This is a genomic window from Agarivorans sp. D1326 (assembly GCF_056958115.1).
Genome location: NZ_JBTWEN010000006.1, coordinates 159,860 through 178,964, shown reverse-complemented (window position 1 = coordinate 178,964; position 19,105 = coordinate 159,860). Strand labels below are relative to the sequence as shown.

The 19,105-nt window shown below is 44.9% G+C and carries 5 protein-coding genes; 1 reads left to right on the top strand and 4 read right to left on the bottom strand.

Annotated elements, in window-relative coordinates; translation table 11 throughout:
* Positions 1 to 117: 117 nt before the first annotated feature.
* From ACYFDN_RS13285 to ACYFDN_RS13270, 4 genes are read right to left on the bottom strand one after another with little or no spacing between them, the layout of a single operon-like run.
* Positions 118 to 12,828 carry a VCBS domain-containing protein gene (locus ACYFDN_RS13285; RefSeq protein WP_483511508.1) on the bottom strand — a complete coding sequence of 4,237 codons (12,711 nt, stop codon included), beginning with the start codon at positions 12,826 to 12,828 and terminating at the stop codon, positions 118 to 120.
* 12 nt (positions 12,829 to 12,840) lie between these two features.
* A complete protein-coding gene (locus ACYFDN_RS13280; RefSeq protein ID WP_152779394.1) occupies positions 12,841 to 14,166 on the bottom strand; it encodes an HlyD family type I secretion periplasmic adaptor subunit in 1,326 nt (441 codons plus the stop codon).
* A 2-nt stretch (positions 14,167 to 14,168) separates the two neighbouring features.
* Positions 14,169 to 16,220, bottom strand: a complete 2,052-nt coding sequence (locus tag ACYFDN_RS13275) for a peptidase domain-containing ABC transporter (RefSeq protein ID WP_406609051.1) — start codon at positions 16,218 to 16,220, stop codon at positions 14,169 to 14,171.
* Between the two features lies 1 nt (position 16,221).
* Positions 16,222 to 17,874: an ABC transporter transmembrane domain-containing protein gene (locus ACYFDN_RS13270; protein WP_483511506.1), complete on the bottom strand. Its 1,653-nt coding sequence runs from the start codon at positions 17,872 to 17,874 to the stop codon at positions 16,222 to 16,224.
* 246 nt (positions 17,875 to 18,120) lie between these two features.
* Here ACYFDN_RS13270 and ACYFDN_RS13265 point away from each other — a divergent pair, with 246 nt between their 5' ends.
* Positions 18,121 to 18,888: a helix-turn-helix domain-containing protein gene (locus ACYFDN_RS13265; protein ID WP_406609053.1), complete on the top strand. Its 768-nt coding sequence runs from the start codon at positions 18,121 to 18,123 to the stop codon at positions 18,886 to 18,888.
* The last annotated feature ends 217 nt before the right edge of the window (positions 18,889 to 19,105 follow it).

Here is a 19,105-nt window from a genome sequence, read left to right as displayed (position 1 = left end):
CAAGAGAAAAAACTACCTCACCATCCCCTTTCAGTTTATTTTGCTAAGAATTAACATATCGCCTTATTTTAGTGCAATATTTGATATTACATTTAGCTCAAACAAAATTCGATATATTTACCATTGATTGTGCATATTGTTGAGCGCCGAATGCAACAACTCATCATCATGACTATCCACAGCCGTATTATCATCAACAAGTTGGCTATGGCTATGGCTATGGCTATGATTATTGTCTTGGACATCATCAAGTTGATGATGTTGGTCCTCACCTTCAGCCAATGGATTGTCAAACGGATCCGACGATTGTAATGCTAAATCATCTGCATCAGCTAAAGGGTTGTCTACGTTAAACTCCTGTAGTAAGTCTGTTTGGCTGCCAGCTAAAGATTCAGACGGCGCATCATCTCTGCTCATTCCCAACATTTGAAAGTAGTGGTCTACCGGAGCAATAGGATCATTGAGAACTCCGGTGCTTGCCACGTTGGATAAATCCGCATCAACATTTGAACTAAAGGTCAGCGTATCTGTTTCAGTGTCACTTTGTGGAGCATCTGATTGCCCTATTCCGGCCAGTACAGGTGCCGCTAGTACATCAACTCCAATAGTTTGACTAACCGAAGCCTGTTCACTGCCATCATGACTAATTGCTGAAACATTTAAATCAAAATGGCCATGAAAGTCAGCTTCAGGAATAACTTTGAGGTTAGTTAATTCGCTTTGTTGTAGTGTCCATATGCCGTTATTTTCAGTCCCCGCAGATAGCGAAGCCCCTGGTGGAACGCCTGTGATTTCAACTGTGAGCGTTTCATTTGTATCTGGACTGGATACGTTAATATTAAGTGCTAAATCAGAATTTTCATTCCCTGAAATCGCCATAGTATCGAGTGGCGAAGCTAAATCACCGACATGCTTAGTAAATATCATGGTAGGAGTATCGGCATCAGGCGACACATGAATCGCCATAGTGTTATCTATCGCTACATGACCATCGGTCACCGTATAATTTAAGCGTAATTCCCCATTATAATTTACCCCTGGATTAATAACCCAATGGTCACCTTGTTGGGTGATAGTACCACCACCGACTATTGATAAATGGCTTACATCAAGCACATCTTTAGCGTCTGTATCGTGAACGTTAGCAAGTAAATCAGCTTTACTCAGAGTGAGCAGATGATCTTCAACAACCGTATTAGCAAGGGCATGACCAACAACAGGTACATCATTGGTACCGATGATCACTAACTTCATGGCTTGGTCTACGCTGTGACCAAGAGAGTCGGTAGCGGTCACCATTATTGTTTCTTCAAGTCGCTCACCCTGAGCCAAGGCCTGCACACGAGCCGAATCGTTGTGGGCCTGATATTGCCAACTGCCATCGCTACTTAAGGTTAGGTCACCGTATTGCGGACGTGTTCCGGCTTGCAATGCCCAGGTGACACCGCTGGCGACTTTGACATCACCAACTAATAAATCGAGTAAACCGTGCGAGCGTGTGACTTTATCTTCGGTAACCACAGACTCGGACGCGCCGAAAATTTGCGGCCCGGTTTTACCGTCACCAATATGCACGGTCAGATGTTCTTCTCGGCTCTCACCGCTGCCATCGGTAACTTTGAGGGTGACAGTTTCGGTATGAATTTTACCTGCAGCCACCTCCTGATTGAGTTTGTCTCGTTCTGGACCACTGTGGCTAAAGGTAAAATCCCAGCGACCGTCAGCATCAATATTAAAGTGACCAATGCCCTGCACATCAATTTTATTGCGGTTGCCTGGCGTGAAATCCAATTGATGGTGACCACCTTGACTATCTATGTACTCGACGTTGAGGTTGTCAGCGTTATCAATGTCATCAATATTGATATAGCCGTAAGAATGAGTGTTAGTCATTGAGCCCGTGGTAATTGAACGGGATATCTCAAAGGTGCCTGTTAGTAGAGGCGCGTCGTTGGTGCCATGGATACCAATATTGACCACGGCATGCTTGGTGTCGCCATGGTTATTGGTATAACTGATGAAAAAGTTATCTGCATGGGTATCGGTTTGCCCCATTTGCTGAATCGCAGCTGTGTTATTGTCCAATGTGTAGTTATAGCTACCATCGGCGTTCATGTGTAAGGTGCCATAGTTGCCTTGTAGCACTCCGGTAGTGGTCACGGTTTCACTGGCGCCAACAGCAAATAACGTTCCCGTCGCAGTAGTCTTACTGTCTTCCTCGACGGCCTGAGTTTGTACCAGCGTACTGAGATCAGCTGAAACCACCAGTAGCCTCTGTTCATGAGCGCTATCGCCAGTTGCTGTAGCGACAACCTCAGCATGAACTTGATAGGCGTTGTCGCCAATATTGGCAACTTGGTTGGCAGGAATGGTCAATTGCCAATGGTTATTGTTAACGCTGGCGCTATAGTGTGTACCTGCGACAATCACATCAACCGAATTGCCATCAGCCACATGGGTTGTGGCACCTGTAATAGTTAAATCCTGCTGATGGTCATGATGATTTACCCAATCGTCATTGGAGATAGGGTCGATAGACAGCGTTGGTTTAGCAGTATCTATAGTGATTTTATGATGGGCTTGGGCATAGCTGCCATCAGGTTTTACTTCAAATACGGTCAGCGTATAGGTACCATCGGCACGATCTGTTGCGCTGACATCCATTTTCCAATGACCATTTGCATCTACAATTGCTTTAGGACCGCTGAGAATCCCACTGCCCATGATAGTGCTACCGGGCTCGCCAGTTCCGTATAAGATTATGTGGCCGTCGCTAGTAACAAAGTCACTGTCACTGACCCCAGTATCTCGCTCTAATCGGGTAATTGCCAAAGGCGGCGTGACATCAATTATTGCGTTAGCATCAATAGTATTATGACCATCGCTGATTTTGAAACTAATGGCTAAATCGTTACCAACAAAGCCTGGATTTGCAGTAAAGCTATAGCTGCCGTCAGAATTGGTTACTACAGTTCCATGGGGGGAGGATAGTGAGCCTGCTACAATCGATAATCCCGCGGCACTGGTATCGACATCGGTAACATTAGCAAGTAAATCTGATGCTTGGAAGTCGTGGGTGTGGCCAGATTCAACCTTGCCTAAATCGGTGGTGACGGTGGTTGGGGCGGTGTCGCTACCGATTAAATTTACACTGATTTCATGTTGGGTGCCGTCAGCCGTTCTAACTGTGACAATATCCGTGGCACTTTGGCCCTGTGACAGCGCTTGTGCAGCTTTGTTAGGCGTATATTGCCAATGACCACTGGTATCGATACTAAATTCCCCATGGCTGCTAGGCAGCACTTGAGCGATGAAGTGATCTTGGTTGGTATCGGGGTCGGTCACCGTAAGTTGACCCGAAACGGCATGGGTTTCGTCGGTAGTTAGCTTGCTATCGCCTGTGATGCTGGCATTCCCTACTTGAACTGTAAGGTGCGCAGGTAGTGTTTCTTGCCCATCGGTCACGTCGACTTCGATTTTCAATTCACCGCGATAGTTGGATTGAGGGGTAACGGTCCAAGTGCCATCACCATTATCGTGAATCGTGCCGTGATTCCCAGCAATGGATACGTGGGATACCGATAAGGTGTCACCATCAATATCAGTGGCTTGGTTTAAAATATCATCTTGATTGATGGTAAAGCTTTGATTGACGTTAACTGTTGCGTGAAATTGGTCGTGGTCTATTTGATCGTACTTATGTAGCAGATCATTCAAGTTACTTGCTGCAGCAAGTGCTTTAATTTGTGCAGGAGAAATGACCTGATCAAACACCGCAAAATTATCAAAAGCACCATGCAGGTTACCATCTTGTGACCAGTGGCTCTTGCCAATGAAATTTTGACTTCTAGCGGTAGCGGGAAGCTCTGCGCCGCTATCGGTTTCCCCTAATAGCTGGCCATTATTATACAGTGCCATATGACCATCATGACTAATGGTCGCGGTCAGTTTCATCCATTGGCCCGGGGTGACCCCATGAGGCACCATTAGGTCATGCTTTTGACCCGCAGCGTCGATGAATTCGAGCTGTAGTGTATCGGTGGTGCCACTATGGGTGAGCAAAATGTTGTCTTTGGCTTGGCCATTACCAAAATCAAAGACTCTGGAATAACTGTCAGTTATTGAGTCAAATTTTACCGTGGTGGATACCGTAATACCTTGGCCATATTGTAAATCCGGGACTTCGATTTTTGCGCCGCTATCACCATGAAATTGCACTGCTGAATCTGGCGTGCCATCAGCACCTGTGGTGGCGGTGATGGTGCCACTTAGCACAGCATGATTATTTCGGCCTGATAGATCGGTGCCTTGATTACCCGAAAATTCGTAAGCCGCTGAGATGGGCAGTGATGCAAATTGCCCACCTGCTAAGAAAGTTGGCGCATCGTTATCTGCTGAAATGTGGATTGCGCCAGTGTACTCTTTCGAGTCTAGGCTACCATCGCTTACTGAGTACTTAAACGCAGACTCGCCATTAAAATCTGTTACCGGCGTAAAGACCAATTTATCAATGTTATCAGCATCAATTTGCTGGCCTGCAACCACTGCTCGACCATCTAATAACAAACTACCGTGTGTAGGGTTGGGCAGGTGAGTAATGGTAATGTGCTGCAATGTATCGCCCGTATCAACATCAGCAAAACTGAATTCATTTTTACTGAAAGTATGGCTGTGGTCTTCAACATCCCTAACACTTAGATGAACTGAGGTCGGCGCATCATTTCTTGCTGCAATCTCAATTTCAGCCGTTGCCACCGATGAGCTGTCATGGCCATCATTAACTGAGTACTTAAAGTTAACTCTACCGTTAACGTCTTGTTCAGGGGTAAATATCAGGTTAGCAATATCCGTTTGGCTAATGACTTGGTTAACCGTTACGGCAGCACCATTTAGATGCAGCACACCTAAACTGGCAGCGGGTAATTCCGTAATGGTGATACTGCTTAAACTGCCGCCATCGCTGTCAGTAAAACCAAAGTCAACATCAGTAAAGTGATAACTAACATCTTCAATAGCATGGATGACTTGTGTCGCAATCGTTGGTGCTTCATTGCTACCTTGTACGTCAAAGTGCATGGTGTGAGTTGTTTGACCACCTGCATTATCGGTAACGACTACATTAAATGTTTCGGTAACGTGTTGCCCTTCGGTTAAGGCTTGAGTAGCAGCTAAAGCATTATCAAGTTCGTAATGCCAGCCACCATTGGCTGCAATTGTAAAGTGTCCATAGGTGCCCAATACATCGGTTTGTTCAGTAATGCTATGGGTGTCTCCAGTATCTGGATCGCTGATACTTAGCATGCCTGAAGTGCGAACGTGGTCATGTCCGCCGTCTTCAATAACGGTTTTAGGTGCTGCGAGTTCAGTAACGATTGGGTTATCGTCACGACCATCAATGTTGATGGTTATTTGGTGTTGGGTGCCATCAATACTAGAAACGGTATAGGTTTCGTGTACCTGATCATTTTTGGTTAACGCATTAGCGGTGGCATTCGGTGTGAAAGTCCAATGACCATTGCTTGACATATCGAGGTGGCCATAGGTGCCATCTAGAGCAGCAACATTAAAGTGCATTTGCGCGGTATCTGTATCTTGCACACTTAGCACGCCAGAGATGCTGGTATCTTCATCAGTATTGGCAAGATCATCACCACCAATTTGGGCATTGGGAACTGGTTTGGTTGGATCCAGAACTAATGCCTGAAAATGGCTGTCTATCGCTTGAGTATTGTCTGGTCCTTGGGTGGTGACAATGAGTCCTATATTCATATTGTGACTATCGCCACCAGGCAATTGTGCAGTTAAATCGGCTAACGACCAATCTTTAACATCGACTTTATCTGTCATTCCATTAATAGTGTGACTATGCCCATGTCCATCACTGATAACAGTACCTTTTAGTAATCCAGTAATCTCTGTTTTGACAATTTTGTCGTCAGTATCGGTAGGGGGAGTGATGACAGGATTTAAGCGAATGAGCGCATCAGGATTTGGTGGGACCAAGGTGCTGTCGACTTGCACGACTTCTGATATCACTCCAGTAGCTGTTGTTGTGATTTGATGATGGCCAGTAAGATCGCTCGCGACCCCATTTGCCATCCTAATATCAATAACCAAGCCATTATTTTTATCCACAACGCTATTTAACGGGGCTTGTGATAATAAGCTGGCATCAACGGGATGATTAGTGACCATTGCAGCACTGAATATTTGCCCATGGAATGCATCTTTGGGCTGAAAACCATGATTTTGATGGTGGCCATCCTCATGGACTAAGTTGCCATCTTGATCCTGCGCTAGCGACAGCATCCCCTTACCTGGCATCGTATCACCTTGATGGACATTATCTTGGGTGAATTTTACTTTACCATCTTGCAATACTTGTAAGATGCCAGAGTGGGAGTCCCACAATAGTGTGTAACGGTGGGTTAAATTGTCAGCAGTAGTGTTAATACCTGTCGCATACTCAGTGCCACAAATCGATACGGTTAGATTTGATGGTTTCCAAGCGTAAAGTTCGTTGGTGGAATGGCTGTTCCCATAACTAATAAACGTTGCCCCATGTATACCTTGTGTAGCAACCTGATTGCCACCGATGACGTTGAACTCCACGGCAATATTGGAGATCGTGTCGCCTGTTTGTAGTTCGCCATTGTTCATTACCGAACCTTGACCACTACTATCAAACTTCATTACCTGTTGTTCAGTGGTAAAGCTTAGTGTTGCATGAGCGCTATCGGTCACTGAGGTAATATCAATACTTGCATGCGCAGTGCTCTGGCTGGTGCCATCGGTAACTTGGTAAATAATATCGACATTGTCGCCATGAAAGTTGGCAGTAGGGGTAAACGTGTAGCCGTGAATTGCGTCGCCACTAAAGGTTCCGTGGGATGAAGTTGGGGTACCAACAATCTGCAGTGAACCGTCAGGATCCGACAAATGTTCAAGTAGCTGCGCCTGTGTAATATGAATCGAATGGTCTTCATCCGTTGTGCCTAAATTGCGGGCACCACTGTCAGTTAATGGGTCATTCACTGCTGCGATATTGATGGATGCCTGAGCGGGAGCGGAATCGGCATGGCCATCATTCACGGTATAACTGAAATGAACATCACCATTAAAGTCTTTCGCTGGAACAAACTGCAGCTTACTGATATCTCCGGCATCGATAATCTGATTTACAGACACATCACGTCCATCAAGTACAAATTTACCTGCTGCTAAGCTTGGCAAGTTAGTTAAGGTAATAGCCTGTAAGGTGTCGCCAGTATCAATATCAGTAAAGCCAAACTGACTTGCTTGCATCTGGTAACTGACATCTTCAGTACCACTGGTTAGATGCACTTGGTTTACAGTGGGTGCATCATTAGTCCCCGTGACATTAATATGAAGATCGTAGGGTGTACCATCTTTACTATGTACGCGATATATAACAACTTCAGTTTGACCTTCAGCTAGGTATTGTAGCTTTGCGTTATCAACATGATAAGTCCAAGTACCAGCGCTATCGATACGTAACAAGCCATTATAAGGGTCATGAATTTTTGTTTCACCGAATTGGCTAAACTGGAATGAGTTTTCACCAGTGTCAGGGTCAACCACAGTAAGTGAGCCCGTTGCTAACTCCGTTACTGTTCCTCCATTACTGCTTCTATGAGCCCCATCTTCAGTAATGCTCCCAGTGCTGACTTCAGTGATAATTGCGCTATCTTGAACTGCCGTTAATACTGTTGTCGCGCCGGTGTGGGTGGTACCTCCATGAGCATCTAAGACGTCATAGGTGAAATGTACTTGGCCGTTATAGTCTTTTTCCGGTGTGAATGAAAAGCTACCGTCTTGATTGTGTTTAATTGAGCCATGGTCTGCATGCAGATTCTCAATGGTCAGTAGTCCTGCGTCATTATTATCGACATCAATTGTATTGGATAGGAGTTGTGCTGCAGTGATGGTTTGGCGAGTATCTTCTGTGCCAGCATTGAGAGTCACCTCAGATGAACAGTAAGGGCGATCATTACTACCGTGAATGGTGATCACTATATCGTGAGCTGTACCATCTTTTGAATAGATAGTTACTGTGTCGGTGAGTGTTTCTCCTTTACCAAGTTGATCAATTGCTGTGCCTCTATTAGTCGCATGTCCACCTTTAATTCGGATGTTGCCAGCATCTGCATAATATGACCATGTTCCATCTTCTCGCAGCATTAAGTCACCGTATTTACCGGCATAATTAAATCCTAGGCCGCGAGAGTCAAAGGTTGCCTCACCTGCATCAAGATCGGTAATGGTCAGTGCACCACTGACATAAAGCGGACTGCGTCCAAGAAGGCTCATACCTGGTTGAGCTTGATCTGGTGACATATCAAGCCCTGCGGTGCCTTCGGTGACATCACCAATATCAACGCCACCAATAATCGCTTTATCATCACTGCCATTAATTGTAACTGTAATGGATTTTTCTGTGCCATCTACGGCGCGGACGATGATGGTATCTGTGAGCGTATCTTTGCTGGTGAGCGCCTGAATATTAGGGCTATTATTATCAACAACGTATTGCCAATGGCCGTCATTATTTATTGAAAATTGACCGTAAGCAGCGTGATTAACATCCACAATAAATTGGGATTCACCGTGATCGATATCAGTGGCGACTAGCTGGCCTTGTGCGACTAGATTTCCTCGGTGGCTATGAATGTCTTCTTGAAGCACTGCAGAGGTGTCGCCGGTGATCTTAGCGATGTCATTGCTGCCATGTATATTGACTTCAATTTTGTGGCTGGTGCCATCAATTGAGTGGACCACAAATACTTCTTTAAGCGCTTCTGTTTGAGACAGTTGCTGTATCTGAGGTTGATTGTTGTTAGCAATGTACTGCCATTGACCATTATTACTAATAACAAGTTGACCGAATTGCCCTTGTTGTAGTCCTGAAGGGAATAAATCTTGGCCATTATCTATATCGGTAATGGTCAATTGACCTTTGGTTATCAGTAGGCCTGAACTCAGTTTGTCTTCAACGACAACACCCGCATCTACCCCATTTATTTTGGCTAAGTCATTGGTTCCAAGTATTTGTATTTGAATACCATGTGGAGTGCCATCGTGACCTTTAATAAAGAACAAGTCATCAACGGTTTCGCCACTTTTAAGACTTTGAACTGCTACACCTTGATTATTGAGCGCATAATGCCATAGCCCTTTGTCGTCGATGTGTAATTCGCCATATTTGCCTTGTAGCGTTTCAGGCTTGAAATGCTCATCGCCAGTATTAGGGTCGAGAATGTTCAATTGTCCTGTCGCTGTTTGTTTAGTGCCGTCTTCTTTAAATAGCGCAACATCAGTACCTGTGATGATCGCTGGCGTGTTATCACCGACAATGGTGGTTGAGATAGTATGCTCGGTACCGTCTAAGGATTTTACGGTAAAGCTTTCGGTTAGCTGCTGCCCATGGGGTAACTTGATCACATTAGCATTGTAATGATCGACTGCATATTGCCATTCACCATTTGGCTTAATCGTTAAAAAGCTCCCATAAGCACCTGCTATTACTTGTGATTGAAAATGTGCTTCTCCTGTATCAACATCAGTGATGTGAAGTTGACCATTAGCGTACAAAATATTTGGTGCGCCAGAAGCATTTGAAATTACCCCAGTATTTGTGCCTGAAATAACTGCATTATCATTGGTACCATGAATATGAACACAGAGAGTTTGTTCGGTGCCATCAGCAGTTTTGATTATGACCGTATCGGTAATTTCATGCCCTGCATTAAGAGATTGTATTGCCGCTTGTTTGTTGTTTGAGGTGTATGTCCAAGCGCCAGAAGGGTCGATAGTAAAATGGCCATACTGACCAGTGAGAGTACCAGCGATAAATTGGGCTTCACCTAAGTCGGGATCTGAAACATTGAGCTGACCATCTGCTCTCAACTGTCCTTGGAAAAGGTTTTTATCTTCAGTGACATCTAATGTGGATGAACCTGAGATAACTGCTTTATCATCTTGACCTTTGATGATGACTTTTATTTGATGTTCGCTGCCATCGATAGATTTAACAACTATCGTATCAATTAACGACTCACCTGTTTTGAGTTGATTAATTGCAGGTTGATTATTATCAGCGGTATAAGTCCAATGACCATTATTATTTATGGTTAATTCGCCAAATAAACCTTGTGAAGCATTGGCCTGAAACTGGTTATCTCCAATATCAGCATCTTTTACTGCCAACATACCGTCTGCATGTAAAAAGCCAGCGTGTAAGTTTTTATCTTCAACAAGTGAAACGCTTGATACACCACTGATGAGGGCTTTATCTTCGGTTCCATTAATATTTATCTTAAGAACTTTCTCTGTGCCATCAATCGCATGCACATATAATGTTTCAGTTAGCGTGGTCCCAGCTTTTAAGCCTTGAATGGCGGCGCTGTTATTATTAGCAGTATAGACCCAATGGCCAAGCTGATTAATCGATAAGTAGCCGTAATTACCTTGATAGCTATCGGCAACAAATTGGTTTTGGCCGTTATCGATATCAGTAATGGTTAACGCACCATCAACCCTTAATAATCCTGAGTGAACGTCTTTATCTTCAGTGAGTGTTGCAGTTGAAGTGCCTGCAATCACTGCTTTATCTTCACTACCGTTAATGGTGACGGTGACTTTTTGTGATGTACCGTCAATCGAGTGAACCAATACAGTATCCGTAACCGAGTCACCCGTTTTCAGGCCTTGAATGTTGGCTTGTGAGTTATCGGCGATATAGGTCCAATGGCCGAGATTATTGATAGTCAGTGTACCGAATTGGCCTTGCAGGCTCTCGGCATTGAACTGGGCTTGGCCGTTGTCAGCATCGGTGATGTTAAGTGCGCCATCAACACGCAGTTGACCACCATGCACGTCTTTATCTTCGGTGAGCGTAGCTGTACTGGTGCCTGCAATCACTGCTTTGTCATCAGTACCGTTAATCGCGACAGTGATTTTTTGTTCAGTGCCATCGACGCTGTGAACCAATAACGTATCCGTAACCGAATCACCCGTTTTTAGACCTTGAATCGTGGCTTGTGAGTTATCCGCTGTGTAGGTCCAATGGCCGAGATTATTGATAGTCAGCGTACCGAACTGCCCTTGCAAAGCCGTTGCTTGGAACTGGGCTTCGCCATTGTCTGCGTCAGTAATTGTTAACGCGCCATCAACGCGAAGCTGTCCGCTATGAAGGTCTTTGTCTTCGGTTAATGTGGCGGTTGCAGTACCTCCTATCACAGCTTTGTCGTCAGTGCCGTTAATGGTCACCGTGATCTTTTGCTCAGTGCCATCAACTGAATGCACCAACAATGTGTCGGTGAGTGACTCGCCACTGTTAAGGCCTTGAATGGCAGTCTGAGAATTGTCAGCTGTGTATGTCCAATGGCCAAGTTCGTCAATAGAAAAGCTACCAAACTGCCCTTGTAGCACATTGGCTTGGAACTGGTTTTGACCGCTATCCAGATCCGTAACTGTTAATACACCATCTGCGCGCAGTTGCCCTTGATGAACATCTTTATCTTCGCTGAGTAAGCCACTATACCCTCCGCCAATGATCGCCTGTTCATTAGTGCCAAGAACTTGAATAGTTAAGTCTTGCTTAACTACTTCACCAGCACTGTCGGTTACACTAACAACAAAGTGCTCAACCCCCTTTTGCCCTTCGATTAACGCAAGGGTTGCAGGTTGCTTATTATCAAGCTGATATTGCCACTGCCCATTATCAGGGTTAATAGTTAATCGGCCATATTGACCTTGAGAGTGGCTAACTGCCCATTGTAGTTGCTCATTGTGGTCTGGATCTTTAGCGAATAACTGACCATCAACTTCAGAAAGTGCAGCCATCTCAGTAACGTTGGCATGGTACAAACCAGAGATTTGGGGTTTATCATTACTACCCTCCACCTCTATTGAAACCACCATTTTGATTTGATGCTGCAGATTGTCTTTAACTAAAACAACAAATTGCTCACTATGGTGCTCTCCTTCAGCCAAAGCATTGGTCGTAGCTAGTACATTATCCAACTGATAACGCCACTGCCCAGTATGAGAGTCTACAACCAGCTGGCCATAAACCCCACTTCCTGCCTCAACTGACCAGCTTACTTGGTTAGCGTCAACACCAGCAACATGCAACTGACCGCTCACCTCGCTCACTTTATCTTCTTTTACTGATCCGCTTTGTTGCTGAGCCCCTTCAGCATGAATAACAGGTACTTGCTGCTGGTCAGTTTGAGAGTGATTAACTTTAGTAAGCTGTTGTACTGTCACACTGGGCTTATAATGATTACCCTCAACATTTACCAACTGGTTGCTCGTTAAACCCTTAACCCCAACATGATTAAGAAGTGAATGTGCAGCAAACCAATGAGAGTTGGCACTGCTACCCCCTCCTTTACCCACTCTTGCTGTCGCTTTGCTGCCATCAATTAAGGGAGCTTCCACCAAAGCAGCGCCAGCAACGGCTTTTAAAGTGTCATCGGATTCGGAGGATTTAGCATTAGCAGATTCCCCACCTTTACCAGTTTTCGAAATTGTCTCTGACGGATTTGTGGCTTCTGACAATAACCCCTCATCTGGTAAAGCCTGCTGCTCACTTAGCAGTTGCTGATGAGATTTATCAGCAACTAAATCTTGATTACTTAAACCTACGGTTTTTCCATCCCGGAGTTCTTTGGCTTTAAGTCGCGCAACATCTTCATCAATACGCTTGGCTTTTTTTAGCTCCTTACCTTTGTTGTTGCTGTTACTACCTAGAGAGAGTTTGCCTTTGGCATTTGAGGCTGATTTATCTTGCTGCTTAGTCATAACAAACCTCTCTTAACGTTCGCCAAAGGCAGTGGTTATGTTGGTAAATACTGGCTTCCATAAGTATTGAAATACCGTTTTATCCCCCGTCACAATATCCACCTCACCAGTCATCCCAGGAATAAGGCCAAAGCGCTCAGGGTCATCGTTAAAATAGGGTTTATCTATGCTTATTTTAACTTTGTAAAAAACGCCCCCTTTCTCATCGGTATCTGTAGAAGGAGAAATCCTTTGCACAATCCCATCTAATGCCCCATATCGGCTGTAATCAAAGGCGTCTATTTTCACCCTTGCAGGTTGTCCTTCGGTAACAAAACCAATATCACGTGGAGATAGTTTGGCTTCGATTAGCGCTTCCTTGGTAGTGGGAACAATTACTGCGACAGTTCCGCCTGGTGCAATTACGCTGCCTGAGGAGGTAGTCGGAATAGATTGCACAATCCCATCGACCGGCGCCAAAACAGTAGTTTGAGAAACTTGTGAACCGGAAGACTTTAAACGCGCCTCAACCCCTAACAATTCGGCTTGAGCCTCAGCCCGTTTTTCGCCTACTTGATTGAACAAAGCCGCATTTTTCTGATCTAGTTGCTTACTTAGGTTAGTTAGACTTTTACTTAAAACTTGTTCTTTACCCTCTAAAGATTTTAGCTCTCTTATGTAAGAGTCGAGCTTTTGTTGAGCTTCTAGTACCTGTAATTTAGAAACCACCTGAATGCCACCTGGTGATTTCATCATGTTGATAGTTTTACGAGAAGCCGCTATTTGATCACTTAATGCTGGCACTTCATTCTCTACTGCTGCTAATTCTGCCTTAGCTTTAGCTATCTCCGATTCTGTTAATGCTGAGGTTGCAGCTAACTCAGCATTCATCCTTTTAAGCGCTGAAACATGCTGCGCCACCAATTTAGGATACTCTGCTTCAAATGCCGAAAAGTTAGCTTGGCGCTGCTCAACAAAGGCGTTATAACGCTCAATACGTAATTCTAAGTTGGCTTGTTTGCTGGCTAATTCTTCCTCTAAAGACTGGCTATCAATGGCCACAAAATTTGCAAGTACATCGCCCTGCTTAACCACGTCACCTTCCTCTACACTCACAGAGGCTAAAGTTCCACCTAGCTGGCTTTGAATAACTTGTCGGTGACCCAGTGGCACTACCTGCCCTTTGGCTTTAGCAATTTCTTCCACAGTGGTAAAAATTGACCACAACAGCATTCCCAATACTGACAACGCAATAAACCACGCAATACGCCTAATCAGCGTTCTCTCCGCGGGGGCTTCAATGGCATCAGTAAATTCATGTTCTGGCCAAATACGATTAGACAATTGACGCTGTTCCATATTTACTGCTCCGTATCACTGTTGGTTTGAGGCTGCTGTGAAGGAATAGGTCCAACATAAGCGGCTGTACCTTTGTCTAAAATTATTACCTTGTCGGCTAGTTGAATTAGCTCTTGATCATGGCTGGTGAAGATAATTGTGGCTTTGCCTCGCAAGCTTTCTAAGGTGCGAATAAATTGGCGTTTAGCATCTGGGTTTCGGTTTGCTAAAGGCTCGTCTAACAGCAAGTACTGAGCCCCTTTTAGTAGTGCTCTTGCTAAAGAAATGTAGCCACCTTCTACCGCCGATAGCATGGCACTGTCATCACCTGCAATTGGCGCATCTAACTGTTCATTTAACGCGCTAAATAACGCTTGCCCACCAGCAGCCAACAACGCATCAATTAATTGTTCATCACTGGCATCAGGATTTGCTACTCGTAGGTTTTCAGCCAAAGTGCCCGGAAATAAATCTGGCTCTGCCGGGCAATAAGCCGCCCATGAGCGCAATAGCTCCGGATCGTACTGGCGAATGTTTTTGTTGTTTATTGCTACATAACCGGCTTGAGGTTCAATTACCCCTAAAGCTGATAGCAACAATGAGGTTTTACCACAGCCATTAGGGCCAATGACTGCTACTATTTCTCCAGCGTCTATTTCAGCATTAACGGCCGATAATGCCGGCTCCATTTCGGCTCCATAACGCAAGGTTAAATGTTGAAAAGACACACTAGGTGCGCAGCTCATATCGGGTACATCTAAACGCAGTTCGCTATTTTCGGTTTTCACCTGCATAAATCGGTCAAACTGCTCAGCGGCCCCCTTTAGCAAGGTGAACTTTTGGGTGGAGCTAAACGCTAGTTGCGCTGGGCCGGTAATTCGCCAAATCAGCATGACACAGGCAATCAACGCCCCAGCAGATATTGACTGGTTAAGCACCAAGAAAATGCCACAGAAAACAGTGACCAAGGCAGTGGATAGACTTAAAGCATGAGCAACGGCAGCCATTAGCCCATTGCGCGCCGCATAACGAAAGTTCTGCCGGCTATTCTCACGGCATAAACGGGCAAACTTAGTGGTCCAAGCATCGACTTGCCCGGCCGCTTTTAATTGGGTGAGATTTTTAGCCAACTCGTTAAGCGCATTTTGATACTCACCAGATACCGTAGGAGAAGCGCTTTGAATGTAGCTGCGCATTAGTCGCATAAGTAGGTAAAACACCAGTAACATCAGCAGTGGAACCAGCACCAACCAACCACTCAACAAAGTAATGGTCGCTAAGGCGATGAAGGTAAAAGGTAAATCGATTAAGCCACCTGCAGCAGGACCAGATAACACAGTGCGAACTTTTTCTGCATTACGCATACGCGCCACATGATTGGCAATGCCCACTCGCGATAACACCATTAACGGCATGTTCAGCAAACGGTGAAAGGTAAGTTCAGACAAATCTCTCGCCATGCGATTACTCGCTGAGGACATCACTCTTGCTCTAATCAAGCGAGATGCAACTAAAATGCTTAAGGCCAATGCCGCACCTAAAGCAATACTGGGCAATACCTCAGGTGTTTGACCGCCAATTACACGGTCATAAACTGCCATTGTAAATAGCGGCACGGCTAATCCCGTCAAGCTAGACAATAAACTGAGCCAAAATACCGGCCGATACCATTTACTTCGCTTGCTCACTTGCTCGGCAAAAGCTTTCGCAGAAGATCCCTGCTGAGGCAAGCGCTCAATCATAATTAGATGCGCGTCTTCACCGATAGTTGCGGGGTCACAGGCTTGCCACTGCTGCTCAAACTGTTCAAGTTGCTCACCATGGCGACGCAACAACTTAGGAGCATGATGATCAGATATCAGTACAAAAGGATGAGCCGCTTGAGAAACTAAGGAAGGCAAATGACGATGCACCGAATAGGCAATATGGTGTTTTTTAAGCAGCCCCACAAAGCCCATAACATCTAGCGAATCTATGCGCTGGTCTTGTTCTATATTGGTTGCTTGAGAGTACAAACCAAGTTGCTGCAACAAACTAATTAAGGTGGGTTTTAAATCAGGATTTTGCTGCTCCATGTTAAGCCCCCCTCTGTTGTTTTAACAGCTTGACTAAGCCATCTTCTGCAATTTGCAGTTGTATGTCGCAATGGGCTTTTACTTCGTCAAAATGCGAAGCGATCATCACCGTCATGTCATCGCCTTGCTTACTTAGCAAGGCCAGTAAACGCTGCTGAGCATCAGCATCTAGAGACAACATAGGCTCGTCTAGCAGCAATATCGACGGTTGCTGCGCTAACGCGCGCACCAAAGCGATAAGTTTAATCGCTCCTTTGTTAAGCATTTGATTACCGCTGTCTCCCACGCGGGTTTGATAACCGGCTGGTAACAAGGAAATGGCAGCACTCAAACCCAACTCTTCTGCTAACACCATGGCATTAGCTTCTAATTCAGGCCGAAACAAGGTCATGTTTTCCATCAAACTGCCGGCAAACAAGGTAGGCCACGGCGCTAAATACACCACGGATTGGCGATACTCATTTGCGTCATGCAGGCCAAGTTCAACACCAGCAATATTAATGCTGCCTTGTTGCAACTGATGAAAGCCAGCCAGCGTACTTAATACCAAACTGGCATGGCTAAGAGGATTAGATTGCACTACCACCATGCTGCCAGCGGGCAGGCTAAAACTCGCGTTTTCAATACAGCCCACCGAAGTTTTAGCACTTAGATGGCTGTATTCAATGGGCCCTGCTGGTAACTTTTGCTGATAGCAATGTTCGGCGCTAAAGCGTTCTCCCTCTAAACTTGTCAACTGCTTTACTTGTTGCATCGCAGACTTAGCGGTAACCATTCGAGAGCGCAGGCTAATAATGGCGCTTAAAGGAGCAACCGCTCGACCCGCTAATATAGAACAAGCCGCTAAGCCACCAGTGGTTAACTGTCCATCTAACACCATTAAACACCCCAACAATACCAATACTAAGGTAGTTCCCTGAGAGGCGCCTTGAATAAACTCTTGCAGCTTGGCTGATAACCAATCAACCCGCTGTTGTTGTTGCAAACGCTTATAGTTAATTTTTCGGTAATTTGCGGCAATGCCACTTTCTAGAGCTAAGGCTTTAGTGGTGGTTAGCCCAGACAATACGTTAATCAACAATCGTGAACGTTCAGCCTCGCTAAGCGCTAAATCTTTAGTGGCTTGGGCTAACTGCTTGCCAAGCAACAATACAAGTAAGCTACTTAACCCCCATACGGCAATCGGAATAAAAACTAAGGGCCCACCAATGTAAGCCACTAAAGCTAAGAAAATAACAACAAATGGGAAATCAATCAGGGCTAAGGCCGCTTGACCAGAATATAGGTCTCGCATACCTGCTATTGAACTTAAGCCATTAAATACCCCGCCCCTGCCAAGTTTCGCAATAGGTTCGAAACTGCTGGCGAGTAGCGCTTTCACCGCATCAATAGTGGTATGCAACTCAAAGTTAGCGGCTGCAGAAGCCAATAACCAACTACGTATATATCGCAACACTAGCTCTAGTAAAATAGCCACCGCTACACCGAGCATAAGAACCGTAGCCGTGCCGTAGCCTTGGTTGGGTAATATGCGGTCGTAAATCTGCAACATGGCAAAAGGCAAAGCGAGCGAGAGTAAGTTTATAAATGTAGAAGAGAGCAATACATCGATTGCTGACCGGTTTCGAAACAATAGGCTTAACGCATACCTCATTTAGCTGGCTTCCTTTCTCAATAAACACTGCGATGAGTTATTGATAAGCCTAGCAAATAATCGAAGTTTTTCTTTTTTGGTGAGTTTTTAATTTAGCCTGCGAATAAGTCCCAACATATTCATTAACAAAATTGACACAAATACAAAACTAATTCACTATCGATGAGCGTCAATCTAGCTCATGATTTCAGCATTGCTGTATATGTTGTCATTTAAATCTATTTATTACTTTTTAAACAAACAGATATGAATGAATCAGCCAACTTAGCTCAAGTGCTGGCATTACCCAGCCACTCTCACCACCATAGCCATCAGTATTTTCAGGTGGTGATTGGCTTGCAAGGACAAACCGAGTTTGACATTCAAGGTCAAGCTAATTTGGTGGGGCCAGGTCAAGGTTGCTTAGTGCCCGCCTCTGCGGATCATGCCTTTACCGGGGTAGGCAGAAATCAAATCTTGGTTATTAATCTGGCCGATACTCAACATGCTAGTTTGCAGACCAAAATCGAGCAGTTGTTCGAACATCAATCCTACTTCAAGCTAGCCAACCAATCGCAAGTTCTCGTCAATGCACTTTGTCAGGAAATGCTAACTAAGCCGCAAGACACCATGCTAGCCGAGGCCTGTGCCAATACCCTGTTGTGTGTATTGCAAAATCACCTAGCTCAAAGCAAACAACATCAAGCTAAGGTCACCCGCCTGCAAATGGAGCATATCGACCGCTACATTCAACAACACTTGCAGCAAAAAATTACCGTGGCGCAACTTGCTGGTTGTGTGTTTTTAGCCGAAAGCCAATTTCATTTATTGTTTCGCCAACAAACCGGATTAACCCCACATCAATATTTGCTACGCAAACGCTTTAACGCGGCTAAACAGCTTTTAGCTACACCGCAATTAAGCATTGAACAAATATCGCATCGCTGTGGTTTTGCTAGCCAAAGTAGCTTTACCAGTGCCTTTAGCACTTTTTATGGCATCACACCGGCTCGCTACCGTAAACAAGCCAGCTAAAACATCCACGTCGCCTTCGCTCGCCCCGCCTAGGCTGACTACACTATAAATAAGCAACATGAATAACCTGAGCTCGGGATAATAAACCGATTTCTAAGGGCTATTTTTACTTAGTTCTAGGTGAAGCCACTTGCAATAAGATAACTATTGGCGCGCAGCTTCACCTAGAACTAAGTAAAACTATCTCGCCAGAAACATAAAGCTAGATTAAGTAGTG